Consider the following 24309-nt stretch of genomic DNA (forward strand, 5'->3'; position numbering starts at 1 on the left):
TGGGGGCGTCGACTGCGGGAGAGGACGGGTGAAGGACGCGTCAGCGGGAACCACAGCGGACCTCGGGCGCGTTGCAGACCTGACAGCGATTCGCGCCGTCGGCGAGCGCGCGACCGTATCCGACGGCCGGAGCGTTGTCTCCGACGGCGAGGCGGTCGAGACGGGAGCGTTCGGGGCGGTTCACTCCGTCTTGGCGGTGATCTCCCCCCGCGTGAGGTTCTCGAAGAACGCGACGTAGTGGTCGGGCTTCGAGCCGTCGGGCATGTTGAAGTCCGTGGTGTCGCCCCAGTAGGTCCACTTCTCCTCGTAGAGCCCGACGTGCGGGCGGTACCAGTTGTACCACCAGCCGAGCTTCCGGGAGTACTCCTGGATCTCGGCCTCGTCCTGGGTCTGCGAGAGGATGTTGCCCCACTTCACGGGCCTGAGCTGCTGGCTACCGCCGGACAGGTCCGTCGCGCCGACCTCCGACGGGAACTCCGCGTTGACGGGGATGTTGAGGCGCTCGGTGTGGTCGGCCGAGTAGTCCGGTTCGTTCCGGTTGACCGAGCAGTCGCCCGGCGTGTTGCGGTCCTCGATGATGCCCTGGATGTTGCCGGCGCCGCCGACGAAGTTGTCGATGCCGGCGGCCGATCCGGTGGTGTACGCCGCCGAGGGGTGGGAGGCGTTGGCCCACCAGTTGACGAGGTCGAAGTCGAAGTTGTTCAGCCAGTTCTTCCAGAACGCGCTGCCCGAGGGCATGTTGACGTCGTTCTTGATGCCGAACTCGTCCAGCTTCGGCCCGACGTACTTCGCGATGGTCTGGTAGATGGGCCACGGCGGGGTGATGTACTTGAGTCCCTTCAACTCGTCGCCGTCCGGGCCGACCCACACGTCGCCCTGCTTCGAGTAGCCGCCCTCCTCGAGGACCTGCGCCGCCTTGTCCGTCTTGGCCCGGTCGCCGTAGTCGATGAGATTGCCGACGAAGTCATCCCCCATCGAGTTCTTCGCGAGCGGCGCCGACATCCCCACGGCGTGGGGGTGTTTCAGGTAGTTCGTCCCGTGTGCGCTCTTGATGACCGTCCGGAGCTCCTTGTAGTCGATGAGGTAGGAGATCGCCTGCCGGACGTGGCGCCGGGCGAGGTGCTTGTTGTGCTGGTTGAAGGTCAGCTTCGGCACGCCGCCCTGCGGGAAGTTCTGGAACACCTCGACGTTCGGGTTCGAACCCGAGTTCACCTGGGGCAACAGCGATTCGCCCACGTCGAACTGGTCGTTCTGGAAGGCCTGGATCGCCTTCTGCTTCTCCGACATCAGGGCCCAGCGGTCGGTTTCGATGTTCGTCTGATCGGCCCGTGGATGCCCGGAGTGTTTCTTGTGGGTGACCTCGGTCGGGCCCCACTCCTCGGGGATCCAGAACCCGTTGCCGAGTCCCTCGTCGACCATCTCCTGCATCGAGATCTGCTCCTCGGTCAGGTTCTTGGTGATCCTGTCGATCTCGCTCTGGGAGCCCGCATCCTGGTACTGCTGGAGCCAGGACTTCCAGTAGCTGTGCTTGGTGTGGACCGGCGTCTGGTACCCGCTCCGCTGCGCGGAGGGGTTCTGCGGCGTCGTGTGGATCTCCTTGAACGTGTAGTCGTCGACGAGTTCGAACTCGAGTTCCCAGTTCTCTCTCGCGCCCCACGTCTGGTAGGCGCTGATCTCGCGCAGCGTCATGTAGTCGCGCGCGGTGACGTCTGAACCGTCCCACCAGGTGTAGCCGTCCTTGAAGTGCAGGAGGACTTCACACCCGTTGTTCTGGAACTCGACCTCGTCGACGATCCACTTGACCGCCTCACCCATGAACGGACCGTCGGAAGGATACGTGACGCCTTCCCACCACATGTAGTCCATCCAGTACTGCATGTTGCTGGCCTCGGCCCACGGGTTCAGGTTCGAATTGCCCGGCTGCCAGGAGACCGCCGCGCGATGGGCGATCTCCGTCGTCACCGGCTCTCCGGCCGGGGTACCCGTATCGTCCGTCGAGCTACCGTCGCCGCCGTCGCCGCCGTCACCGTCGCTCCCGTCACCACTGCCGCCGTCGCCGCCCGGCTCCGTGCCGCCCATCGGCGTCTCCTCGCCACCACCGCCGCAACCGGCCAACCCGGTTGCCGCCGCTGATGACGTCATCGCGAGTATTTTCCGCCGCGAGATGCGGGATCGCTCGTCACCTTCCGGTGGGTCCTCCTGACGAACCATATGCACGTCAAACAGTATCAGGGTTATAAAAATTATGTCTGATTTGTTATTAATGCCTCGGAAACGGGCCGGGCTGCGGCCCTCCGGCGCTACGCGTCGTCGAGCCGGCGGGACGCTTCGGCCGCGATCGCCCGGACGTCCTCGTCGTCGTCGGTCGCGGCGATATCGTCCAGCGTCTCGGCGGCCGCGTCGCTGCCGACGTACGAGAGCGCCCAGATCGCGTTCCCGCGGACGTAGGTAGGGCCGTCGGCCGCGAGCTCACGGAGACGAGGGGCGACGGGTTCGACGACCTCCGGCCGTCGCTCTGCCAGGTACGAGAGGAGCCCGACCGCGCCGCCGAGGGCGACCGGCTCCCCGGCGCGGAGCAGGTCACGGAGCGTCGACGCGTCGGACGCGACGGCGGCCGCGACGGCCTCGTCGTGCTCGTCCGCGAGGATCCCGAGCGCACGCGCGACTTTCCCCCGAATCGCCGTGTCGTCCTCCGCCGACAGGCGTGCCGCCAGCGGTTCGACGGTCGACCGGACGGCCGCGGGACGCTGCTGGCCGATCAACCAGACCAGGTCGTACGTGGCCTCGCGGACCGTCAGGTTCGTTTCGTCCGGCAGCCGCTCGACCAGGGGGTCGACCACCGCGACGCCGGCCTCGATATCCGCGCGGGCGACCTCGACGAGCGCGAGCGCGGCGACCATCCGGGTCCGGATCGCTCGGCGCTTCTCCTCCTCCAGCTGCGACTTGAGCTGGTCGGGGAGCTCGTCGAAGTACTCCTCGCCGGTGTCGAACTCGCGCTCGGTCGTGGCGAGGGCGAGCAGTTCCGGGGCCGCCGCAGCCACGGCCGCCGGTCGCTGTCGGGCGAGTTCGGCGGTGACAGCCAGCGCGGCGCTCCGCTCGGTCGCGCTCTCCGCGCCCAGTTTCGCGCGGAGCACCGGCACGGCCTCGGGGAGCAGTTCCGCCGGTCGCGTCCCGGCCAGCGACTCGAGGGCGTGGAAGGCGTGGTCGCGTGCGTCCGGGTCGTCGCCCTCGACGGCCTCCAGCAGCTCCGGCGCGACACCCTCGACGCGTTCGGGGTGGGCCGCCACCAGACTCGCGTACGCGACGCGCGCCGCGGTGGCCCCCTCGTGATCGGCTGCGAACGACCCGAGCGCGGCCACGGCGTCCGGAACCGTACTCGGGTCGGCTTCGGTCACCGACGCGAACGCCCGCCTGACGGGCTCGGCTCCCTCGGGCGGGTCGCGCCGGAGCGCGTCGACGAGCGCGTCGACCGACACGGCGTCGGGGTCCGAAACGGCGCGGTCGGCGAGGCGCTCGAACTCCCCGGCGGCGTCACTGGCATCCGTCATGGACGGACGCTCTCCCGACACACGGAAAAATGGCACGCCCGACCACGGGGCGCCCGCGGGATCCCGGTCGCGCTCCGCTCGACGGTTCTAGATCCGATAGCACTTGACGAGAATCACGCCCGTGAACGACATGAGCCCGACCAGCCCCACCAAATCGAGGAGGAGGACGACGTACGTCGCGGTCCCCCGTTCGACGTAGAACAGCGACGGGACCAGGAGCAGGAGCGCGAGCGCCTCGGCGACGAACAGCATCAGCAGCTTGTCGACGTTCCTGCAGAGTTCGACCAGGATCCCGCGCAGGTGTTCCATCATCTCCACTCCGAGGGTATCCAGCGACTCACTTGAGTGTTTACACGCCCGTCGGGAGTCACCCGACAGATCGGGGCCACACGCTGGAGCGAGCGGCACGTGCTGGCCGTTGCCACGGGTAGTCGTCCCATAGATTTATTGTGAGCGACTGTGGAATTCCCGGCGACGGATGTACTATCTGAAGCGCATCGGACAGACGGTGCTCGTGTTTTTCCTCGCGGTCACCGTCACGTTCGTGTTGTACCGGATGCTCCCGTTCGGTCCCGTCGAGATCATGCGGGTGCAGTTCATGCAGCAGTACGCCCAGGGCGGGGGTTCGCCCTCACCCCAGCAGATGGAGCGCATCAACCGCATGGTCGAGATCCACACGGGGATCAACCCGTCCCAGCCGCTCTGGAAGGAGTATCTCAACTACATGTCGGGCGTCTTCCTCGAGGGGGACTTCGGCGAGTCCATCTTCAAGGGCCGTCCGGTCGGCGAGATGCTGTTCTCGGCCATGCCGTGGTCGATATTCATCAGCGTCTACGGACTCGCGCTGGGGACGACCGTCAGTCTCCTGCTGGGCGCGGCGATGGCCTACACCGAGGGGAGCCGGTTCGACACCGGGATGACGGTCTTCTCCATCTTCAACACGAGCGTCCCGTACTACATCGTCGCCATCATCCTGCTCATCATCTTCGCGTTCAACCTGAAGTGGCTGCCCACCGGCGGCCGCGTCACCCAGGGGACGACGCCCGGGTTGAACTACCCCTTCATCGCCGGCCTGATCGAGCACGCGACGCTCCCGATCCTCTCGTCGTTCGTCGCCGGGTTCGGCGGCGCGCTCGCCTACCGGGGCAACTGCATCCGCGAGATGGGGAAGGGATACATCCGCGTCGCGCGGCTCAGGGGGCTGAGCCGCGGTCGGATCTCCATCCGCTACGTCGGCCGGAACGCGCTGTTGCCCGTCTACACGAGCCTCATGATGGGTATCGCGAGCGTCTTCGGGAGCAGCATCATCCTCGAGACGATCTTCAACTACCCCGCGATGGGGTTCGTCACGTTCAACGCGCTGATGAACCGGGACTACCCCGTCATCATGGGTGCGTTCATCTTCTTCACGTTCATCACGCTGCTGGGCATCCTCATCGCCGACCTGACCTACGGAATCATCGATCCCCGCGTCAAGGGAGGTGCCGACCGTGAGTCCTTCTGACGACGAACCGACGGGGCCCGCGGCGTCGGACGGCGGTCGAGGCGGCGACGCAGGGGCCGCGGCCACCGACGGCGGACGGGAGATCAACGAGGAGATCTTCACCCGCACGGCCGACGTTCCCGAACCGACGCTCTTCGAGCGCGTCCGGCGGGGGTTCGACGCCTACATCTACGCTCCCGTCTCCATCGCCATGCGTGACTGGCGGGCGGCACTGGGGTCGAGCATCCTCCTCCTGTTCGTGCTGACCGCGACGATCGGTGTCAGGATCGTCCCCGAACCGTCGATCATGGACGGACCGACGTTCGTCCCGCCGTTCCAGAACTGGGCGTACCCCCTCGGGACCGACGTGATGGGCCAGTCCATCTTCGAGATGGTCGTCCACGCGTCGCCCGCGATGCTGAAGATGATCATGGCCGGCTCGCTGCTGTCGGTCGGCCTGGGCACGTTCATCGGCACCGTCGCCGGCTACAAGGGCGGCGCCGTCGACTCCGTGTTCATGACGATCACCGACGTGGTGTTGACCATCCCCGGACTCGTGCTCATCATCGTGCTCACGGCGATCTACGACCCGACCGACCCCTTCGTCGTCGGCCTGCTCCTCGGGATCGACAACTGGCCGCGCCTGGCGCGGACCATCCGCTCGCAGGTGCTCTCCATCCGCGAGGAGGCGTTCACGGAGGCCTCGCGCATCCTCGGCCTCTCCCAGTGGCACATCCTCCGGAAGGACGTGATCACGAACCTGATGCCGTACATCTCCGTCAACTTCGCGAACAGCTCCCGGCGCATCATCTTCGAGTCCGTCGGGCTGTACTTCCTGGGCATCCTGAGCGTCACGAGCTCCCTCAACTGGGGCGTCATGCTCAACACCGCCTACAACCAGGGGAACATGACCGACATGAGCCAGCTCCACTGGGTCCTCGTCCCCATGTTCGTCATCACGCTCGTCTCGCTCGGGTTCATCCTCTTCGCGCAGGGCCTCGACCGCGTCTTCAACGTCCGACTGCGCGCCCGCCACGCGAAGACCGTCGGCGCCGACGAAGGCGAAGGCGAATCCGTCGAGTAACGTCCACTCCCGCCGCTCTTTTCCGGTCGCTTCGACCGCTCCCGCACAGACCCAATAGAACCTACGAACCGCGATCGACCGGCTCAGGTCTCGACCGCCGCCCGGACGCGTTCGAGCACGTACTCGAGTTCGCCGTCGTCCAGACACATCGGGTTCACGCCGAACCGGCCCTCGGCGACGTCGTCGGCGCCGACGAACACCCTCGGGTCCTCCCGGCGCAGCGTCCGGACGACCGCCTCGGCGGTCGTCCCGGCGGCGTCCGGGTCCACCGTGACGACGACCTCCGGCGCGACCGATTTCGCGCCGCCCTCGACCGTCGTCGACAGCCCCTCGATCTCCGACAGCGCCGCCGAGGCGGTCTCGGCCCGCTCGCGCCACGCGGCGGCGAGCGCGTCGTGGTCCGCCTCGACGAACAGTTCGAGCGCGCGGAGGAGCCCGACCAGTTCCTCCTTGCCGACCTTCAGCGACCGGCCGATCCCCTGTCGCGGCACGCCCTCGATTTCGATGCCGCCGAAGATCCCCTCGGGCGGCTCCCACACCGACGGTTCGGCGTGCATGTCCAGTTGCTGCATCGCGACCGAGCCGACGAGGTCCTCGCGACCGGCGACGATGCCGGTCGACTGCGGGCCGCGAACCGCCTTCCCGCCGCTGAAGACGACCAGGTCGGCCCCGTCGGCGACGAACCGTTCGAGGTTCGCGACCGGCGGGAGTTCCGCCGCCGCGTCCACGATAACCGGCACGTCGTTGTCGTGGGCGACCTCGACGACGGAGCGGAGCGACGGTCTGGTGTACTCCTTCTGGACGACGGCGACCGCGGCGGTCTCCTCGTCGATCGCCGCGTCGAGTTCCCACGGCTCGACGTCGGTCGCGCCCGTCCCGAGCCGGCGGTCGTTCGTCCCGACGTCGACCACGTCGGCGCCGGCGGCTCTGAGCGCGTGGTCGTAGCCCGTCCGGTGGGTGCGCGGCATCACGACGTCGCTCGCGACGCCCTCGGTGTCCGGGAGCCGCGCCATCGCGCTCGGGTCGTCGCCGGCGATGCAGGCCGCGGCCGCCAGTTCGAGGCCCGCCGCGGCGCCGGAGCTGACGAACCCGGCCTCCGCGCCGGTGGCCTCGGCTATCAGTTCGCTCGCGCGCGCCTGGAGGTCGGAGATACGGACGAACGACTCCGCCGCCGCGGCCATCGCCTCCACGGCCTCGTCCCTGATCAGCGAGCCGCCGATCCGCGTCTTCGTGCCTGCGGCGTTGACGACCGTCGGAACGCCAAGCTCCTCGTACACGTCCGTGGCGGGATGCGAATCGCCCATACACCGACTGTTCGCTCGACCCGGATAAAGCACGGGGGCTCGCGAGCCGCGGTGCGGTCGCCGGCCGCACGCCACGCCGAGTCACGACGGCGACCAGTCGCAGTCGGGGTCAGCGCGGCGCCGGTGGTCCCCGCAGCGGCGCCAGCATTAAGTGTGATGCATGGGATCGATTGGCTATGAGTGAAGTTCAGGAGGACAGTGCCGCAGCCGAGCGTTCCCAGCGCGAGGGGCGCTCGAACCCGCTCGTCCGGATCGGGGCGTCGATACTGATCTGGATCAGGAGCTCGTTCATCGCCTTCGTCGGAACCCTCGGGACCGTGTTCCTGCTGTGTAGCCTCCTGCTCTCGGGCCTAGTGCTACCGGGGTTCATCCACGGCATACTCGCCGCGATGTGCCTGGTCTGGGGCGTCAGCGCATACATCTACGCCGTCGCCGGCTACGGCCTGCTCAGACTCATCGGCTACAGCTGACCGCCGCTCGCGTCAGGGTCGCGCCAACGGCCCCGTTTCGTGCTCCGAACATCGGTTTTCAGCCGTTCGCCGTGGCGCTCGTCGTCGACTGCTCCGTCATCCGCAGACAGGCATCGTCCGAGTCTCCGCCGGCCGCGGGTCCTGCGATAGCGGTGGCGCGGGACCGCCCTCACCGGGTCGTCAGCGAGAACTCGTTGTCGTCCTCGATGGGCGGGCTGTTCCAGTAGGGATGGTCGTCCTCCTCGCGGAAGCAGGCCCCCCGGTGGTCGTCCCCGACCAGTTCCGGGGTGTCCTCCCGACACACTTCCCGCGCCTCGGGACAGCGAGTGTGGAACCGGCAGCCGCTGGGCGGGTCCGAGGGGTCCGGCACGTCGAGGGCTCGCATCGGCGGGTCGGACAGCTCACCGCGGTCGTTGAGGTCCGGCGAGGCCCACAGCAGCACCTTCGTGTAGGGGTGTTTCGGGTTCCGGAGGACCTCCTCGGCCGGCCCGACCTCGACGAGCTCGCCGAGGTACATGATGCCGATCCGGCCGTCGCTCTTCTCGGTCAGGTACTTCGCGTTCGCGAGGTCGTGGCTGATGAACAGGTAGGACGTGTTGAACTGCTCCTGCAGTTCGAGCATGAGGTCCATCATCTCGACGCGGAGGCTCACGTCCAGCGCCGAGATCGCCTCGTCGGCGAGGATGAGGTCCGGGTTCATCATCAGCGCCCGCACGAGCGCCACCCGCTGTTGCTCGCCGCCGCTCAGCTGGTGGGGATAGCGACTGGCGTAGTCTTCGGGCGGCGTCATCCCGACGTACTCGAGCAGCCCGTAGATGCGCGCGCGGCGGTCCTCCCGGCTCATGCCGGGCTCCTGCTTCTTGAGGGGGTCCGAGAGCGCCGACTCGATGGTGTAGTTGGAGTTGAGCGAGCTGCCGGGGTCCTGGTGGATCATCTGGAGCGACCGGCGGATCTCCGACCAGGCGATCCGGTCCGCGCTCCCGTTTCGACTCAGCAGGCCCTGGTCGTCCTTGGTCGCCCAGATGTCCTGTCCGCGGTATCGCACCGTCCCGTCCGTGGGCCGCTGGACGCCGATGGCGGTCTTGCCGAGCGTGGTCTTGCCGCAGCCGGACTCGCCGACCAGCGCGACCACGTCGTTCTCGGGGATCGTCAGCGAGACGTCGTCGACGGCGCGGACGGTGTCCGACCCCAGCAGGCCGAACATCCGCTCGTTGTCGAAGTGGACCTCGACGTTCTCCATGGCGACGACGTGGTCGGTGTCCGCGCTCATGCCTCGCCCTCCGCGTCGTCGCTCTCGAAGGCGTCGTCGACCTCGTCCCAGTGGTGACAGGCAGACTCGTGGCCGTCGCCGACGTCGTAGTACGGCGGGTCCTCCGACGTGCACTCGTCGGTCGCCAGCGGACAGCGGGGGTGATAGGAACACCCGTGCGGGATGTCCACCGGGTCGGGGCTGGACCCCTCGATGGGTCGGATGTCGTCCGCCGCGGTCGAGAGGTCCGGAACGGCGTCGAGCAGCGCCTGCGTGTACGGGTGGGCGGTGTCCTCGAGGATGGCGTCGGTCGGCCCGACCTCCGCGATGTCGAACGCGTACATCACCGCGATCCGGTCGGCGATGTCCGCCACCAGCGGGAGGTCGTGGGTCACGAACACGAGCGTCAGGTCGTACTTCTCCTTGATCTCGTAGAGGAGGCTGATGATCGACCGCTGCATGAGGAGATCCAGCGCCGCCGTCGGCTCGTCCATCACGAGCACCTCCGGGTCGAGGATCAGGCCGAGCGCGACGAGCGCGCGCTGTTTCATCCCGCCGGACAGCTCGTGGGGGTACGACTCCAGCACGAGGTCGGGGTCGAGATACAGGTCCGAGAGCAGTTCGCGGGCGTGTTCGATCCCCTCGTCGATGTCGTAGTCGTGAGTTCGGAGCGTCTCGACGAAGTGCGTCCGGACGGTCATCGTCGGGTTGAACGCGCTCTGTGCGCCCTGGATGACGAAGGAGATCTCCTCCCACCGGAGCCGCTTGAGCTCCTCCCGGTCGGCGTCGACGACGTTCACCGGCTCGCCGTCGTCCGGGTGGTAGATCACGTCCCCGGAGAGCTGTCCGGGGTCGACGACGGCGTCGAGCATGGAGGAGGCGAGCATCGACTTGCCGCTCCCGCTCTCGCCCACGACCCCCAGGATCTCCTGTCGTCTGACGTCGAGGTCCACGTCGTCCAGGACTTTCGACTCACCTCGCTCCATTCCGAAGGTCACCGACGCGTCCCGTACCTCCAGGATCACGTCGTCACCGGCGTCGGCCGAACCGACGCCGCCCTCGGTCGTGTGTCGGGTCTTGCTCATGCGAGTCAGGTGGTGGCCAACTATTCCCACACGTCAAGTAAAAGTACCGGTGGCCGGGGTCAGCGGTTGTTGGCGTGGACCTCCCGGAGGAGCGACCCGAGTTCGTCCCCGAGGCGGTCGAAGAGGCGCTCGCCCTTCTCGGCGCTCGCGTCCGACGGCGCTCCGATGGCGCCGGTCTCCGAGTACTCGTCGAACCCGCGGTAGACGGAGACGGCCCCCCCGCCGAAGAGGTCCTGGAGGCCCCGGTCGTACGGTTCGTCCAGATTTGGAGCGTCCATCGCGTCCTCGCGGACGAGGTCGGGGCGGAGGTGGAGCATCAGCGAGGTCTCGAACTCCCCGCCGTGGGACATCCCGCCCGTCTCGCTGTCGCGGACCTCGTCGACGAATCCCTCGGCGAGGTCGAAGTAGGTCAGTCCGAGCACCTCGGCCTCCGGGTGGTCGGCGCCGACCGTGCTGGTCGCCGCCCCGACGAGCGGCTTGTTCCCGCCGTGGCCGTTCACCAGCACGAGGGCGTCGAACCCGTTCGACAGCGCCGCGTCCGCCACGTCCTCGACGGCCTCGCGCATCGTCTCGAACTCGAGCGTGAGCGTCCCACCGAACGCGAGGTGATGGGGCGAGTAGCCGGCCCAGAAGGGGGGCGCACAGAGGATCGGCACGTCGTCGGCGACCCGCTCGACGCCCTCCTGTGCCACGGCGTCGGCGAGGATGGTGTCGGTCGCCACCGGGAGGTGGTGTCCGTGCTGTTCGATACTGCCGATCGGGAGCACGAGCACCGAGCCGTCGGCGTCCGCCGTTTCGACGATCTCGGGTGCCGTCCGTCCGGCCCAGGCGCTATCGGCCGCTCCCAGACAGTCGTAGGCCATGGCACACCGTTGTCGGACGGGGCGAAAATACTTTTCCGTCCACCGGGGTGACCGCAGCGGTCGTCGAGGGTCCGGGGGTCAGCGGAGGTCGTCCGGGACCCGGTCGTCGCCGATCACGTCGGCACAGGTCTCGCCCGGGCGGACCAGGTCGACGCCGCCACCCTCGCGGACCAGCACCACGGGCGGTTTCGGCGTCGCGTTCGTGTGCGAGGCCGACCCGAGCGAGTACGCGCCCACGCGGTCGACGACGAGGCGGTCACCCACCCCGAGTTCCGGGAGGGCGACGTCCTCCCGGATCACGTCGCCGGTGTAACACAGCGGCCCGGCCACGTCGTAGGTCCGCGCCGGTTCGCCGCCGTCGAGGGCGTATATCGGATACTGCCAGTGGGACCCGACCGCGTTGGTGCCGACGTCGAGGACCGCGAACGCCCCGGCCGGCGTCTCCTTGACCGCGCCGACGGTCCCCACCAGCGCTCCCGCAGTCCCGACGAGTCGGCGCCCGGGTTCGAGGAACAGCCTCGGACGCGACAGCCCGTGTTCGGCACAGCTTGCTTCGACCGCGGCCGCGATCGCCTCGACGATGGCGTCGGTCTCGGGCACCGCCTCGTCGTATCGGACCGGGAGCCCGCCGCCCATGTCGAGCACGTCGATCTCGACGCCGAGGTCGTCGCGGATGTCGGCCGCGAAGTCGAGCATCGCCCGCGTCGCCACCGCGTAGGGCTCGACTCCCCGGATCTGACTCCCGATGTGAAGTTGCACGCCCGCCAGCTCCACGCGGTCGCTGTCGGCGATCCGCTCGGCGACCGCCATCGCTCGCCCGGAGTCGATGTCGAGGCCGAACTTGCTCTCGCGGGTCGCCGTCGCCACGTCCGGGTGCGTCGGGACCTCTATCGCGGGGTTGCCCCGGAGCAGTACTCGCGGGACGGTCCCGGTCGCGCTCGCGGCCGCCTCGATCCGGTCGAGTTCGGCCGCGTTGTCGACCAGCAGGTGGCCGACGCCCGCCGCCAGCGCGCGCTCGATCGCCGCCGCGTCCCGGTTCATCCCTGTCAGGATAGTGTCCCCCGGGTCGAACCCGGCCCGTCGCGTCGCCGATAGCTCGCAGCCGGAGTACGCCTCGGCGCCACAGCCCTCGTCCGCGAGGACGGAGAGCACGCCGAGGTTGAAGTTCGCCTTCGCGGCGAAGTGGACGCGGGAATCGGGGTAGTGGTCGTCCAGCGCGCCCCGCAGTGCGCGGTAGTTCCGCCGCAGGTCCGCCTCGAAGAAGACGAACAGCGGGCTGCCGTACTCCGAGAGGGTCGGCTCGCGTTCCGCCAGCCGTTCACGACGCTCGCGGGCGTCCTGGTCCATACTCCCCGTGGCGCCACCAGTCACGAAAAGCTATCCCCGCCGCGGAAGATACCGAACAGCCACCCGCCGTGGAAAGGTTTGAGGCAAGCCCGCGCCTCGGGGCGGGTATGCGACCGGGCACGCCAGCCGTCGAGACGCGCGAGGCGCTCTCCCGTCACGTCACCGGCTACGCGGACCGTATCGACGGCCGCCTGGGAGCCTTCGTCGCCGTCCTCCGCAGCGTCGACGACGTCGACGCGGTCGTCGAGTGGTGGGCGAGCCGCGACTGAACAGGTGAAACTGACTCGGGAGTTGACTCAGGGCAGCTCGTCGAGGTACGCCTCCCAGACCGCGTCGGGGTTCTCGCAGGCGATGCTGGAGATGGAGCGGCAGGCGTCGTAGCCCCACATGAACACGCTGTCGACGCCGCTGTCGCACGCGGTCCGCGTCGCCGTCCGGACCTCCTCGACCCGCTCGGGGTCCCCGTCGAGGCGGAACCCCTGGATCCAGATCTGGCTCCGGATGCCGTGGTCGTCGGCCAGGTCCGCGACCGTCTCGGAGAACGAGCCGACGAACGACTCGACGCTCCCCTCCTCGAAGGCGCCCCAGTAGGGGTCGGTCGCCAGCACGTCGAGGTCGTCGCTGGCGGCCAGGTCCGACCAGTCGCGGAGGCCGTGGTCGGCGTCCTCGCTGGGCAGCAGGCAGACGGCGTTCTCGGCGCCCTCCTCGCCGGCGACGGCCATCATCTCCCGCAGAAAGTCCAGCAGCGACTCCTCCCGGAACGCGGCGACCGCCTCGGTGTGTTCCTCGGGCATCGGCTCGCCGTGGCGGTCCGCGAAGCGCTCGCGGCAGTGCTCGCACCGACAGCCCCACGCGTCGTCGGGGTAGTCCTCGTCGTACCAGCCGGTGATGTACCAGTGCGGTTCGTCCCAGAACAGCACGTCGGCGCCGAGCCCGGCCGCGTCGCGCGTCCACTCGCGCATGAACGCGCGGAACTCCGGGTGGTTGAAACAGGCCGCCGGCACCGCGTCACCGGTCGAGAGTTCCTGTCGGGCACCCGGATTGCGGCCGATGAACTCCGAGAGGGCCTCGCCGCCGAACACCCGGCCGACGCCCCACGGGTTGACGTACACCGTCAGGTCCCGCTCGTGGCTGGCGTCGACGACGTCCGCCATCGTCCCCTCGTAGTACCGCTGGTCGCGCTCGCTGAACGTGTGCAACACGGCGTTCAGTCCCTCGTCGACGAATCGGTCGAGGTCCCGTTCCACGTGATTCCGGTCTCTGACGCCGAAGTAACTCGTCCCTCGCTCCATGGCTACCGGACCGTCACCGACGAGCGCCATAAAATTTCGGTCGCGACGGGGCGCCGCTGGGTCGGCTGTCGGCGTTCCCGGTCGAACGGCGCTCGTCGCAGGGCGTCACTCCGGCGCGAGTTCCACGATCCAGAGCGAGTCCTCGCCGGTCGGATCGACGACGACTCGGCCGTCCCGCCGGTCGCACGGTACCGGTTCGTCGGCCACCAGGTCCCGGGCCGCGTGGGCGCCGTCGAGGTCGACCGCGAACGACGGCGCGGACGCCCCGTCGTGGTCGAAGGCGAACAGGAGGCGGGACTCGGCCGCGGTCTGGAGCCGCGCCTCGACGGTCCGGTCGTCGCCGACGCCGGAGACGGACACGGGGGCGCGGACGCCGGCCTGCTCGCGCACGCCGTCGAGGAGCGCCGCGGCCCCGTCCGCCTCGCCCCCGGTGGCGTCGTTCGCCTTGCCGAACAGGCTGCCGGCGAGCGTCGCCCGCCCGTCGCCGTACTCGTTGGTCACGACTGCGGGCGTCCCGTCGTCGAACTCGGCGACGGCCGTCCCGTCGGTCACGTCGAGGGCCTCCTGGAACGCGGACCCGGTGACGGCGTCCCCGACCGACAGCGACCCGAGAACGTCGTGGTCCGCGGTGACGGTGGCGGTCGGTCGCTCGACCTCGCGGATCCAGCGCTCCTCGCAGCCGAACAGGTCGGCCAGGCCGTGGCCCGGGATGGCGTCGTTCAGGGTGCCGTCCACGTCGTTCCAGGCGGGCCGGACCGACGCGTAGAGGTGACCGCCGTCGCGGACGTACTCGCGGAGGCTCGCCGCGGTCGCCTCGGAGAGCATGATCGGGAGCGGGAAGTACAGCGCGTCGTAGGGGAGGTCGCCGGCGCGCAGGTCGCTGCCGTGGACGAAGTCGGCGGGGACGTTCTCGTCGAACAGCACGCGATAGATGCCGGTGAGCGCGTCGCGGTACATCGCGGGGTCCCCGTCGTCGCGGGCGGGCTCGCGGGAGGCGAGCAACATCTTCAGCGTCTCGACGCTGTAGACGAGGCCGACGTCCGCGTCGACCGGGCGACCGGCAGCGAACAGGTCCATCTCGCGGTCGACGGTCGCTGCGAGGTCGCCCGCCGACCGGACGCGGTCGGTGACGGACCCGTCGGCGTCGGCCAGCCCGAACCCCGAGGTCTCGTAGCCGCAGCTCATCGGGTACCAGGCGTAGTAGTTCAGCCCCTTCGCGCCGCGGCTCAGCGCCGTCCAGCCCCACAGCGCGACGTCCTCGGGCGTGACGGGCTCGCCGAAGCGCATCCCGGTCGTGCCGTGGCCGCCCTGGAGCTCGCCGATCCAGAAGTCGGCGTCGTTGGCCTCGGACGCGCTCCTGGTCGCGTCGAGCGCCGCGGCGCGGGTCGCCGGGTCGAGCGGCATCGCGTCGCCGGTGTGTTTGGGGTACATCGAGGTCCCCCAGACGTCAACCTCGTCGGCGACGCGCCAGTCGTCGGGGTTGCCGTACCACGACAGGGGGAGCGTGAAGACCGACGTGATCGCCGCGTGGCTGGAGAGGACGCTCTCGGCGTCGACCTCGCGGACGGTCTCGCGCCGCCAGGCGAGGTCGTCGGCGATCTTCTCGAGGGTGTACTCCTGCCAGTCGAGCAGGTCGGCGTACGTCGAGAGCGTGACGTACTTCGGCGGCGTCACCTCGTCGAAGCTCCCGTACGTGCGGTACCACTGCTCGTTGAGGTCGTCGACGTCGTCGTAGCGCTCGCGCAGCCAGTCGCGGAACCGCTCCCGGCTGGCCGGGCTGTAGTCGAACCACGCGACGTCGAACGGGAGCCACTCCAGCCACGTCCACTGGACGATGTGGGGCTCGCTCCAGAGGTCCCAGGCGTGGAACGCGGGGTGGTCGGCGACGTGGCCGGCCACGCGGCGGAGCATCTCGCCGGCCCGCTCGCGCACCTCGGGGTGGTCGAGCGTGACCCCCGGCGACGCCTGCGGGTCGATCTGGTCGCCGTTCTGGGCCGTGTAGCGGGCCTCCGGGTACCGCCGGTGGACCCAACTCGGCGCCGACTCGACGTAGAGCTGGAAGATCGCCCGGAGGTCGTGGTCCGCGGCGAGGTCGAGGAGGTGGTCGACCCGGTCGACCGCGTACTCGCCGGGTTCGGGTTCGAGCGACGCCCAGTCGACCCAGAGGCGGACCGCGTTGAACCCCTGCTCGCTGATCGACTCGAAGTCGCGCCCGGCGCGTCGTCGGCTCTCCTCGGTCGAGGTCGGCATCATCGGGGCGCGCGCCCGGTTCTCGCCGTACCACACCGAGACGGGAAGGAAGTCGCTCATCTGGACACGGATCCCCAGTCTGCGCGGCGGGTCTAATAGCTTTCTGCGGGCTCGACTTCGGCGACCCGCGGCGCCGGCGCTCACCAGTCGGTGACGCTGCCGTCGTTCAGCCGCCAGACGGGGTACTCCCAGACGGACTCCCTGCTGGCGAGGTCCCGGACCTGCTCCTCGTCGATGGCGACCCCGAGCCCGGGATCCGACGGCAGGTCGAGATAGCCGTCCTCGAAGTCGAAGGCGTCGGTGTTCGCGACGTACTCGTACGTGTCGGCCGTCTCGTGCGTCTCGGAGCCGTGGTCCTGGATGAGGAAGTTCGGGACGTGCGCCGCCACCTGCAGCGACGCGGCGAGCGCGATCGGTCCGATGGGACAGTTCGGCGAGACGGCCACGTCGTAGGTCTCGGCCATCCGCGCGATGTTCACGACCTCGGAGATACCCCCCGCGTGGGAGACGTTCGGCTGCACGACGTCGACGGCGTTCTCCTCGAAGAGCGGGCGGTAGTCCCAGCGCGTGTACAGCCGTTCGCCGGTCGCGACCGGCGTGACCGTCTCGCGGGCCACGTCGCCGAGGAGATGCCCGTGTTCGGGGAGCACGGGTTCCTCGACGAACAGCAGCCGGTGCGACTCCAGGGCGTCGAGGAGCCGTCGCGTCATGGATTTCGACGCGCGGCCCCGGAAATCGACGGCGACGTCGACCTCGGGACCGACGGCGTCCCGGACCGTCTCCACGCGGTCGACGATCCTGTCGACGACGGACGGGCTGTCGATGTGTTCGAGCGGCTCGCTCGCGTCCATCTTGACCGCGGTGTAGCCGTTGTCGACCAGGTCCCTCGCCTCGGCGGCGATCTCGTCGGGCCGGTCGCCGCCCGCCCACTGATACACCCGGATCCGCTCGCGAGCGGCGCCGCCGAGCAGCTCGTACACCGGCTTCCCCAGTTCTTTGCCCTTGATGTCCCACAGCGCCTGGTCGATGCCGGCGATGGCGCTCATCAGGACGGGCCCGCCGCGGTAGAACCCGCTGCGGTACATGGCCTGCCAGTGGTCCTCGATGGCGAGCGGGTCCTCGCCCAGGACGACGCTCTCCATGTACTCCTCGACGGCGGCGCGGACCGCTCTCGTGTGTCCCTCGACGACCGGCTCTCCCCACCCGGTCGTCCCGTCGCTCGCGGTGACCTTGAGGAACAGCCAGCGCGGCGGGACCTCGAACAGGTCGAAGCTCGTGATCTCCATGCGTCGTCATTCGCGGCGACCGAGAAAAGTGTTGGAGCCCGTCCACGTCGACGTCCCTCGGTGACACCGGTTCGTTTCTCACGTCGAAACGCCGAGATATAGACCGCCGGTATCGCATCTCCGCCTCGGCAGTGAACCCGAACGTCCCGGCCCTGCGGGCGGCCCCGTGACGGCCGGACTCGACCACTGGCGCGCGTGTCCCCGCGTCGCCGGCTCACGGTATGGAACATATATTATGCTCGCGCGTGCGTGGCCAGCGGCTCGCCGGACCGAACTGGCGATACCGAACGTTCACGCGGAGTAAACACTATAACCGCGGTTCGAGAAGTCACGACCATGACAGGAGACAGCGAGGCCGTCTCAACGGTGCAGGCGTCGAAGACGACCTTCGGCGTCGTCGAAGCACTGAGCGAACTGGGGGGCGCCGGCGTCACCGAACTGGCTACCTACGCCGGCCTGCCGAAGAGCACCGTCTACAAGCACCTCGCCACGCTGCAGGAGATCGGGTACGTGGACTCCGACGAGGGGGACTACTACCTGACGGACAAGCTGGCGACGGTCGCCCAGGGCGGGGATTCCGACGCGGAACGCCCGGAAGTCACCGAGGAAGTCGACCGGCTGTCGGAGACCTCCGGAGAGATCGCCGGCATCCACGTCGTCCAGAACGGACGGGGCGTCGACGTGTACCGGACCGGCCAGGACAGCGACGACCCGGAGTTCCAGAATTCCGAACACCTCCACGCGACGGCGCCCGGCAAGGCGATCCTCTCCCGACTCCCCGAGGGTCGGGTCGACGAACTGCTCCCATCACAGAAACTCCCACAGCTCACGGAGAACACGATCACCGACCCGGCCGTCCTGCGGGAGGACCTCCGGCGCGTGGGCGAGCGCGGGATCGCGTTCGACCGCGAGGAGCAGGAACCTGGCGTTCGCGGTATCGCGGCCCCGCTGGAGCGCCGAGCGAGCGGACCGGTCGGGGCGCTATACGTCTACGGACCGGCGGATCGGCTGACGAGCAAGCGGTTCGACGAACACCTCCCCGGACTGCTGTTGCGGTCGAAAGACGCCGTCGAGGACGCGTTCGACGCCGCGGACGGACGATGAGCCCCGCCGCCCTGCTCGTCACGTCGGCGTTTCCGCTGTGTGGACGATGTACTTAAAAAAGATCGAACGTTCGATGGGTAGTTCGACGCCGGCGCATCCGAGACTATCGGTTACCGTCGCGCGGGACCAGCCATCCGGCGGGTCTAGTCGTCCCCGTCGGGCACTTCGCGGTTGACCTCGAAGTCGACCGTCGCGAGCGAGCCCGCGTCGACGCGGACCTTCTCGTTGCGCGGACCGGCGACCTCGCCGGGTTCCACCGAGACGTGATACCGCCCGGGATCGAGGCCGACGAAGCCGAACCAGCCGTTGCCGGTCGTCTCGGTCGTCGCGACCACCTCTCCCCGGCGTTTCGCGCGCATCGTCGTGTCGTCGACCGGGTCGCCGTCGCGCGTCTCCACGACGCCGGCGACGTGGGCCTCCTCGGACTTCCAGGGCATGTCCGGGACCTCGGCCGGCTCGGCGAACAGCGGCTCGTCGGCGCCGGTCGGGTCGGACTCGGTCAGCGCCTCCTCGAGCGCGGAGCGCCCCTCGGTCGGCGTTTCCTCGCCGGACAGCACGGCGTTCGAGGGGTTCGCGTACGAGTAGCCGTTCCAGCCGATCGACTCGTTCCCGTCGGTCCCGGCGTCCACGGCGGTGCGGATCTGCGCGACGTTGTCGGCCCTGTCGTTGAGATACAGCGCCGACCCGACGGCCACGTCGCGGTCGAACTGGTGGTCGACGGCGAAGTCCGCCCAGTCGGCGAACATCTCGGAGTCGCCGCCCCGCTTGTAGTTCATCGGGATGTTCGTGTCGAGGATCCCCTCCTCCATCCACGCGGGCCAGTTCTGGAGGACCTGGAAGTAGGCGCCCGTCGCGGCGAACCCGCCGTCGCGCTCCTGGGGCCCCTTCCACCAGGTGATCGTGTCGGCGGTGAGGCGGACGTCCGGGTCCGCCTCGTAACACTCCAGGTAGATCCGGCGGACGAGGTTCGTGATCTGCTTGCGCCGCCAGGCCTCCCACTCGTCGTCGGTGTACTCGGGGCGGTCGTCGCGGCCGGTGGCGTCCCGGAACCGGTCGAGCGCGACCTCGTTGTACCCCCAGACCTGGTAGAGCTCCTCCTCCGGCGTCGGGTACCGGATGTAGTCGAGGTTGATACCGTCGACGTCGTAGTTCTCCACGATGCTCCGGGCGGTGCGGGCGATGTAGTCGGCCGCGCCGGGGTGGCCGGGGTCGAAGAAGTACTGGTTGTCGCCGCTGTGGACGGCGCCGTCCTCGCGGACGCTGACCCACGGGTCGTCGCTGTCCGGCCCGTGGCGGTTGAACGCGTGGTCGTCGGCTTCCGGCGGCTCCGCCCGGTTCCACATCTGGTTGACGACCATCCAGGCGTGGACCTCGATGCCCGCCTCGTCGGCTTCCTCGATCAGCGCCGCCAGCGGGTCGAAGTCATCGGCGATGTCGGCCTCGGTCCGCGGCGGCAATGCCTCGTCGCCGAAGAAGTCGCCGCGCCGGACGACCTCGGCGACGATAGCGTTGAGGTTTGCATCCCGGGCCTCGTCGACGAGCGTCGACACCTGTTCGGGGGTGTACAGCCCGTCGTTGAACGCGTCGACCCAGTAGCCGCGGAACTGGCCGTCGGAGCCGTCGCCCGCGTCCGTGTCCGCGGCCACGGTTCCACTCCCCCCGACGAGGAGCGCGGAGCCGGCGGCGGCCCCCTTGAGAACGTCTCGGCGGCGAGGCGTCACGAGCGACCCTCCGCTCGCCGCGAGCGATTCGGAACTGTCGCCACTGGTGGAGTGCTTGCTAACATACTCCACAGGAAAATACTGCCACCTGGCATTTAAAATTACTGTATCCGTGAACAGTTTCGCGGAGAGCGACGCCGTCGAGCCCGCTACCCGGAGTTCCCGTTCCGTTCGGACTGTTCCGCGTGGTCCGGGGGGACCCAGCGGTCGTCCTGCATACGGATGAGGTCGTGCATCTCGAGCAGTTCCAGATACTTCCGGATCTCCCACGGGTCGTCCAGTTCGAACTCGACCGCGTCGTAGATCTCGCTCCGGATCCCGCCGCCCGTGCGATTGACCGCCGACAGCGTGCTCTCGAGGTTCTCGACGATCCTGTCGACCTCGCTGTGCTGGCGGGCCTCGGGATGATCGACGCGTTCGAACACGCTCGCGTACGTGCCCTCTATCGTGAGTGATACCGTGGGTTCCGGGCCCGAGTAACGCGATCCGGAGGCCCCCCCGGCAGGACCACCCCCACGACCGGCCTCCCCGTCGGGTTCCTCGGGGTCCGACACGCCACCGGACGCGGCGTCGGCGTCCGCTCGCTCGCTCGGCTCCGCGGCGTCGCCCCGACCGTCCGGGTCGTCCCCGGAGTCCCGCTCTTCGACCTCCGGATCGCTGTCGCCGGGACCGCTCTCCGTCTCGCCCGGGCCGCCGTCGATGTCGTCTGCCATGCAGACGCGTGGCAGGCGGACGACCATAGGATTATCCCCGGCCGCGGCGACGGCCGTCGGCCGAGTTCACTCCGCCGGCGGGCGGTACCAGCGCGCGGCCGCGAACGGGGCCCGCTCCGACGGCCCTGTCGCCGGCTCTCGGTGGGAACCGAACCCCGTGACTCCAGGGACGACCGAGCCGGATTCAGGCCAGGACGTTCGAACAGGGTGAACGGATCCGGCGTCTCACGAAACTGCGGGGGAGGCCGCAATGCGCCCGCGGATCTGAAATGAACGTACATTATATACTGAATTGAACACGTGTGTTCGGCTAGATAGCCCCAATTCTTGCGCGACGTTCGAACAAGGTGAACAGATTTATCACGGTCTCCTCGGTGAAACACGCGTATGAGCAAAGTGCCGGTCGACGCGGTCGAGACGTCCCTCGGGATACTGGCCGAACTAGAGGAGCGCGCGCCGCTGGGGGTCACGGAACTCGCGGCCAGTCTCGACACGCCGAAGGCGACCGTCTACTACCACCTGCAGACGCTGGAAGACCACGGGTACGTGACCGACGGGGAGGACGGGTACGAGATCGGGCTCCGCGTGCTGGAGCTGGGCGGACGCGCCCGCAATCGGCGGCAGCTAACGGGCGTCGTCGAGCCCAACCTGCAACGGCTCGGGACGGAGACGAACGAGATCGCGGTCTTCGCGGTCGAAGAGAGAGGGACACCGGTTCTCCTCCACGTCGAACGGCCCACCGGGCTCACGACCGCAGTCGACGTCTCCGTCGGCATGCATCTCCCGGTACACGGGAGCGCCGTCGGGAAAGCGCAGCTCGCAGCGATGCCGGCCCACAGGCGGGACGCGATACTCGCCGACCACGGCTTCGAGGCCCACACCGCCGAGACCGTAACGTCCGAGGCCGAACTGCGGGACCGACTGGAGACGGTCCGGTCGGAGGGGCACGCGTTCGACCGCGGCGAGTTCGACCCCGACATTCACAGCGTCGCCGCCCCGGTGATGGACGAGAGTGATTCGGTCGCCGGCGCCGTCGGTATCGTCGGCCCGTCCTCGCGGCTGTACAGCGATCGGTTCGCTCACGAACTCCCGCACCTCGTCGAACGGTTCGCCGAACGGATCGAGTACGAACTCTCCTCGTGAACGCGACCGCGGGCCGCGTGCGGCGCTACTCCTCGAGCTCCGTGACGTACGGCTGACCGCAGGTCGGACAGTCCCGGTAGTCGGACTCGAACTCGTCGCCACAGCGGATGCATCGATAGGTCGTCTCGTCGGTATCGGACCGCCCGAGCAGCCGTCGGAGCGCGCGCATCGGATTCATTGTCGGTTGTCGGTCGACCCACGCGTTCGGGAGTGAATAAACCGCAGGTCCGTCGGCGGACGATCCGTCGCGTTCGCGTAGATCACGTGGCACGACCACGCCAGTAAATTACAGTGATAGCTTTGTAATTTCTCGTCTCTCCCCGATTCGACCGCAGCCCGATTTGATATTACAATATTAGGACTGTAATTGAATACCCGACCTGTCCTGGATGTCTGTGTTTCGCGGGCGTCGTTCCGAGAGGGAGCACCGACTGCCGATATCGTTCGAACAGTTCGAACGGCCGTGATCGCGGCCTGCTCGGTCGAAACGAGCGGTGCCACCGTTCCCGGGACGACGCGATCCCGAGCGTCGGTAGCTTTAATCCGCGCCGAAGTCAGATACGGTCGAATGGAGATCACCGATCTCAGCGCGTTCGTGGTGAACGTCGACGTACTGGACCGCGCCGACGGCGGGATCGCACCGTACGTCACGAACCACGGCCAGGTAACCGACGTCGACAGGGTCGTCGTGCGGGTCGGCACCGACGCCGGTATCACGGGCTGGGGCGAGATGCGGACGTTCCTCTCGCCCGAGGCGACGAAGTCGATCCTCGAAGACGGCATCGAACCGTGGGTCGTCGGCCGCTCGCCGTTCGAGGTGGAGAGCCTCAGGCGCCAGCTGTTCATCGAGTACACGAACGCCGACATGTTCTTCGCGCCCGTCGAGATCGCGTGCTGGGACATCGTCGGGAAGGACCTGGGGAAACCGATCTACGAACTGCTCGGCGGCTGGACGGCGCCCGACGCCACCGGGCGGACCGACGCGCCGGCCCGGGAAGAGACCCAGCGCGTCGACGCGGCGTACTGTCTGGGGATCCTCCCGCCCGAGGAGTCGCGTGACCACGCGGAACGCGCACTCGAAGACGGCTACTCCGTCCTGAAAACCAAGGCCGGACGCGACTGGCGTGACGACGTCGACCGGATCGTGGCCATGCACGACGCCGTCGACGGCGAACTCGACTTCAGGCTCGACCCGAATCAGGGGTGGTCACTCGAGGATGCGGTGCGCGTCGGCGCCGCGCTCCAGGACGAGGGCGTCTATCTCCAGTACATGGAACAGCCGATCCGCGTCGACGCCCACGCCTCCCTCACGCGGCTCCGACAGCGGACGACACAGCCGATCGGGCCCAACGAGGACACCTACATCGCCCGGAACCTCCGTGAGATGATCGAGCGCGGTGCGCTGGACGTGGCCGTGCTGGACATGACACCGGCCGGCGGTATCTCCGCCGTTCGGCAACTCGCCGGTATCGCGGAGGACGCCGGTGTTCCTGCCGCCCACCACTGCGCCTTCGATCTCGGGATCCGGACCGCCGCTATCGCGCACGCCGTCAGCGGGATCCCCGGCTTCACCCTCCCGATGGACACCGTCTACTACGCCTGGACCGACGACATCCTCGAGGAGCCGCTCACGATAAGAGACGGGAGCATCGTCGTTCCCGACGGACCCGGCCTCGGAGTCAGCGTAGACGAGGACAGACTCCGTGCCCACCGAGTTGCGTGAGCACCACGTCCGCCGTCGGCGTTCCCCTCCTGGAGGCGGTTCGAAGCGAACCCGCCCGAGCGAACGCGCCGGAGGCCGATTTCCACGCTCCGGCGATCGGCCCCCGACGGTCCGTTTCCCGTGATACCACGGATCGAGCCCCGGACGCGACCCCCGCTCTCCCTCGACCGATCGGGTCGCCGATGGTCGTCCGTCGAGGGCGGTCCAGGCCGGATCAAAGACCCTCGACGAGAGGTTATATAATAATATTGTTATGAATGCTGAATTGACTGTATTGCAGCATCGGAGAGATAATGACCGGGTAGAGCCCGATCGATCACCGAGTCTCGTTGCGGTCCACGACGCCACCCCGCTGAAAGAAGCCCGTCACCGACACGGTCTCGATCTCTGATTCGGACGCAGTAGAAATCAGAACAGCTTGAATGGACTTCTCGAGAGATAAGTGCGTACGAATGCGGTCTCAAACCGTCTCAGTCACGATATCTAGAACCCACCGACAACCGGCTCAGATCCGTCACGATCGCGTGGAATCAGCTCACCTGAACGCGATCTGACGATCCGACCTGCTCAGATACGAACGCCACGGAGATCACGACAGTGTCTAAATCATAATTTATTCGTAAGAAGTGAGAATCAGTCTCATT

22 protein-coding genes are annotated in these 24309 nt (G+C 68.3%); 8 read left to right on the top strand and 14 right to left on the bottom strand.

The features are described 5' to 3' along the window. Window positions 1-238, top strand: a 238-nt coding sequence (locus ACMGFI_RS20595; RefSeq protein ID WP_436912194.1) for a hypothetical protein, incomplete at its 5' end; no start/stop codon positions are given. Here ACMGFI_RS20595 and ACMGFI_RS20600 read toward each other — a convergent pair. The 3 genes from ACMGFI_RS20600 to ACMGFI_RS20610 all read right to left on the bottom strand — a co-directional run bounded on the left by ACMGFI_RS20600 (window position 181) and on the right by ACMGFI_RS20610 (window position 3857). Continuing rightward, complete coding sequence (locus ACMGFI_RS20600) at window positions 181-2142, bottom strand: ABC transporter substrate-binding protein (RefSeq protein ID WP_436912197.1); 1962 nt, start codon at window positions 2140-2142, stop codon at window positions 181-183. The two genes, ACMGFI_RS20595 and ACMGFI_RS20600, sit on opposite strands and share 58 nt — an antisense overlap. 158 nt (window positions 2143-2300) lie before the next feature. After that, entirely contained in the window at window positions 2301-3548 is a 1248-nt protein-coding gene (locus ACMGFI_RS20605) for a HEAT repeat domain-containing protein (RefSeq protein WP_436912198.1), read from the bottom strand. 87 nt (window positions 3549-3635) lie between these two features. Beyond that, the gene (locus ACMGFI_RS20610) at window positions 3636-3857 is read right to left on the bottom strand and encodes a hypothetical protein (RefSeq protein WP_436912200.1); all 222 of its coding nucleotides are present in this window, start codon (window positions 3855-3857) and stop codon (window positions 3636-3638) included. 169 nt (window positions 3858-4026) lie between these two features. Here ACMGFI_RS20610 and ACMGFI_RS20615 point away from each other — a divergent pair, with 169 nt between their 5' ends. Both ACMGFI_RS20615 and ACMGFI_RS20620 read left to right on the top strand, forming a co-directional pair. Beyond that, complete coding sequence (locus tag ACMGFI_RS20615) at window positions 4027-5052, top strand: ABC transporter permease (protein WP_436912201.1); 1026 nt, start codon at window positions 4027-4029, stop codon at window positions 5050-5052. 82 nt (window positions 5053-5134) lie between these two features. After that, window positions 5135-6115: an ABC transporter permease gene (locus tag ACMGFI_RS20620; RefSeq protein ID WP_436912380.1), complete on the top strand. Its 981-nt coding sequence runs from the start codon at window positions 5135-5137 to the stop codon at window positions 6113-6115. 83 nt (window positions 6116-6198) lie between these two features. Here ACMGFI_RS20620 and ACMGFI_RS20625 read toward each other — a convergent pair whose 3' ends face one another. Further along, entirely contained in the window at window positions 6199-7419 is a 1221-nt protein-coding gene (locus ACMGFI_RS20625) for an aminotransferase class V-fold PLP-dependent enzyme (protein WP_436912204.1), read from the bottom strand. 176 nt (window positions 7420-7595) lie between these two features. On the opposite strand from ACMGFI_RS20625, the gene ACMGFI_RS20630 reads away from it, so the two are divergent. Next, on the top strand, window positions 7596-7889 hold the full coding sequence (locus ACMGFI_RS20630) for a hypothetical protein (protein WP_436912206.1): 294 nt from the start codon (window positions 7596-7598) through the stop codon (window positions 7887-7889). 169 nt (window positions 7890-8058) lie between these two features. On the opposite strand, the gene ACMGFI_RS20635 is transcribed toward ACMGFI_RS20630, so the two are convergent. The 4 genes from ACMGFI_RS20635 to lysA all read right to left on the bottom strand — a co-directional run bounded on the left by ACMGFI_RS20635 (window position 8059) and on the right by lysA (window position 12433). Next, window positions 8059-9159 (bottom strand): ABC transporter ATP-binding protein, encoded by a 1101-nt coding sequence (locus ACMGFI_RS20635; RefSeq protein ID WP_436912208.1) that lies wholly within the window; start codon window positions 9157-9159, stop codon window positions 8059-8061. Beyond that, window positions 9156-10223: an ABC transporter ATP-binding protein gene (locus ACMGFI_RS20640; protein WP_436912209.1), complete on the bottom strand. Its 1068-nt coding sequence runs from the start codon at window positions 10221-10223 to the stop codon at window positions 9156-9158. Before ACMGFI_RS20640 ends, ACMGFI_RS20635 begins: the two co-directional genes overlap by 4 nt. A gap of 59 nt (window positions 10224-10282) precedes the next feature. After that, on the bottom strand, window positions 10283-11086 hold the full coding sequence (locus tag ACMGFI_RS20645) for a creatininase family protein (RefSeq protein WP_436912211.1): 804 nt from the start codon (window positions 11084-11086) through the stop codon (window positions 10283-10285). A 78-nt stretch (window positions 11087-11164) separates the two neighbouring features. Then, window positions 11165-12433, bottom strand: coding sequence for a diaminopimelate decarboxylase (lysA, locus tag ACMGFI_RS20650; protein WP_436912213.1), 1269 nt, complete (start codon window positions 12431-12433; stop codon window positions 11165-11167). A 107-nt stretch (window positions 12434-12540) separates the two neighbouring features. On the opposite strand from lysA, the gene ACMGFI_RS20655 reads away from it, so the two are divergent. After that, window positions 12541-12702, top strand: coding sequence for a hypothetical protein (locus tag ACMGFI_RS20655; protein ID WP_436912216.1), 162 nt, complete (start codon window positions 12541-12543; stop codon window positions 12700-12702). 27 nt (window positions 12703-12729) lie between these two features. On the opposite strand, the gene ACMGFI_RS20660 is transcribed toward ACMGFI_RS20655, so the two are convergent. The 3 genes from ACMGFI_RS20660 to dgoD form a co-directional block, all read right to left on the bottom strand. Then, window positions 12730-13725 carry a hypothetical protein gene (locus ACMGFI_RS20660; RefSeq protein ID WP_436912218.1) on the bottom strand — a complete coding sequence of 332 codons (996 nt, stop codon included), beginning with the start codon at window positions 13723-13725 and terminating at the stop codon, window positions 12730-12732. A gap of 105 nt (window positions 13726-13830) precedes the next feature. Further along, entirely contained in the window at window positions 13831-16035 is a 2205-nt protein-coding gene (locus tag ACMGFI_RS20665) for a beta-galactosidase (RefSeq protein ID WP_436912219.1), read from the bottom strand. 80 nt (window positions 16036-16115) lie between these two features. Then, the gene (gene dgoD / locus ACMGFI_RS20670; RefSeq protein ID WP_436912220.1) at window positions 16116-17261 is read right to left on the bottom strand and encodes a galactonate dehydratase; all 1146 of its coding nucleotides are present in this window, start codon (window positions 17259-17261) and stop codon (window positions 16116-16118) included. A gap of 336 nt (window positions 17262-17597) precedes the next feature. Here dgoD and ACMGFI_RS20675 point away from each other — a divergent pair, with 336 nt between their 5' ends. Beyond that, window positions 17598-18365 carry an IclR family transcriptional regulator gene (locus tag ACMGFI_RS20675; RefSeq protein ID WP_436912221.1) on the top strand — a complete coding sequence of 256 codons (768 nt, stop codon included), beginning with the start codon at window positions 17598-17600 and terminating at the stop codon, window positions 18363-18365. A gap of 143 nt (window positions 18366-18508) precedes the next feature. Here the strand turns inward: ACMGFI_RS20675 and ACMGFI_RS20680 are convergent, their stop codons facing one another. Together ACMGFI_RS20680 and ACMGFI_RS20685 are read right to left on the bottom strand one after the other, a co-directional pair. Beyond that, on the bottom strand, window positions 18509-20011 hold the full coding sequence (locus ACMGFI_RS20680; RefSeq protein WP_436912222.1) for a family 10 glycosylhydrolase: 1503 nt from the start codon (window positions 20009-20011) through the stop codon (window positions 18509-18511). A gap of 224 nt (window positions 20012-20235) precedes the next feature. Continuing rightward, window positions 20236-20799: a hypothetical protein gene (locus ACMGFI_RS20685; protein ID WP_436912224.1), complete on the bottom strand. Its 564-nt coding sequence runs from the start codon at window positions 20797-20799 to the stop codon at window positions 20236-20238. 387 nt (window positions 20800-21186) lie between these two features. On the opposite strand from ACMGFI_RS20685, the gene ACMGFI_RS20690 reads away from it, so the two are divergent. Then, on the top strand, window positions 21187-21942 hold the full coding sequence (locus ACMGFI_RS20690; RefSeq protein ID WP_436912225.1) for an IclR family transcriptional regulator: 756 nt from the start codon (window positions 21187-21189) through the stop codon (window positions 21940-21942). Between the two features lie 25 nt (window positions 21943-21967). Here the strand turns inward: ACMGFI_RS20690 and ACMGFI_RS20695 are convergent, their stop codons facing one another. Beyond that, on the bottom strand, window positions 21968-22120 hold the full coding sequence (locus ACMGFI_RS20695) for a hypothetical protein (protein ID WP_436912227.1): 153 nt from the start codon (window positions 22118-22120) through the stop codon (window positions 21968-21970). A 390-nt stretch (window positions 22121-22510) separates the two neighbouring features. On the opposite strand from ACMGFI_RS20695, the gene ACMGFI_RS20700 reads away from it, so the two are divergent. Further along, on the top strand, window positions 22511-23665 hold the full coding sequence (locus ACMGFI_RS20700; RefSeq protein WP_436912228.1) for a mandelate racemase/muconate lactonizing enzyme family protein: 1155 nt from the start codon (window positions 22511-22513) through the stop codon (window positions 23663-23665). Window positions 23666-24309 lie beyond the last annotated feature (644 nt).

Origin of the sequence: Halosimplex marinum (assembly GCF_051414075.1) — an archaeon.
Lineage (GTDB): Archaea > Halobacteriota > Halobacteria > Halobacteriales > Haloarculaceae > Halosimplex > Halosimplex marinum.

Coding starts and splice junctions, on each gene's coding strand:
- ACMGFI_RS20610 (WP_436912200.1), bottom strand. CDS start 3,857: ATGGAACACCTGCGCGGGATCCTGGTCGAACTCTGCAGGAACGTCGAC.
- ACMGFI_RS20605 (WP_436912198.1), bottom strand. CDS start 3,548: ATGACGGATGCCAGTGACGCCGCCGGGGAGTTCGAGCGCCTCGCCGAC.
- ACMGFI_RS20700 (WP_436912228.1), top strand. CDS start 22,511: ATGGAGATCACCGATCTCAGCGCGTTCGTGGTGAACGTCGACGTACTG.
- ACMGFI_RS20690 (WP_436912225.1), top strand. CDS start 21,187: ATGAGCAAAGTGCCGGTCGACGCGGTCGAGACGTCCCTCGGGATACTG.
- ACMGFI_RS20675 (WP_436912221.1), top strand. CDS start 17,598: ATGACAGGAGACAGCGAGGCCGTCTCAACGGTGCAGGCGTCGAAGACG.
- lysA (WP_436912213.1), bottom strand. CDS start 12,433: ATGGACCAGGACGCCCGCGAGCGTCGTGAACGGCTGGCGGAACGCGAG.
- ACMGFI_RS20695 (WP_436912227.1), bottom strand. CDS start 22,120: ATGAATCCGATGCGCGCGCTCCGACGGCTGCTCGGGCGGTCCGATACC.
- ACMGFI_RS20645 (WP_436912211.1), bottom strand. CDS start 11,086: ATGGCCTACGACTGTCTGGGAGCGGCCGATAGCGCCTGGGCCGGACGG.
- ACMGFI_RS20660 (WP_436912218.1), bottom strand. CDS start 13,725: ATGGAGCGAGGGACGAGTTACTTCGGCGTCAGAGACCGGAATCACGTG.
- ACMGFI_RS20665 (WP_436912219.1), bottom strand. CDS start 16,035: ATGAGCGACTTCCTTCCCGTCTCGGTGTGGTACGGCGAGAACCGGGCG.
- ACMGFI_RS20685 (WP_436912224.1), bottom strand. CDS start 20,799: ATGGCAGACGACATCGACGGCGGCCCGGGCGAGACGGAGAGCGGTCCC.
- ACMGFI_RS20625 (WP_436912204.1), bottom strand. CDS start 7,419: ATGGGCGATTCGCATCCCGCCACGGACGTGTACGAGGAGCTTGGCGTT.
- ACMGFI_RS20615 (WP_436912201.1), top strand. CDS start 4,027: ATGTACTATCTGAAGCGCATCGGACAGACGGTGCTCGTGTTTTTCCTC.
- ACMGFI_RS20635 (WP_436912208.1), bottom strand. CDS start 9,159: ATGAGCGCGGACACCGACCACGTCGTCGCCATGGAGAACGTCGAGGTC.
- ACMGFI_RS20640 (WP_436912209.1), bottom strand. CDS start 10,223: ATGAGCAAGACCCGACACACGACCGAGGGCGGCGTCGGTTCGGCCGAC.
- dgoD (WP_436912220.1), bottom strand. CDS start 17,261: ATGGAGATCACGAGCTTCGACCTGTTCGAGGTCCCGCCGCGCTGGCTG.
- ACMGFI_RS20630 (WP_436912206.1), top strand. CDS start 7,596: ATGAGTGAAGTTCAGGAGGACAGTGCCGCAGCCGAGCGTTCCCAGCGC.
- ACMGFI_RS20655 (WP_436912216.1), top strand. CDS start 12,541: ATGCGACCGGGCACGCCAGCCGTCGAGACGCGCGAGGCGCTCTCCCGT.
- ACMGFI_RS20600 (WP_436912197.1), bottom strand. CDS start 2,142: ATGACGTCATCAGCGGCGGCAACCGGGTTGGCCGGTTGCGGCGGTGGT.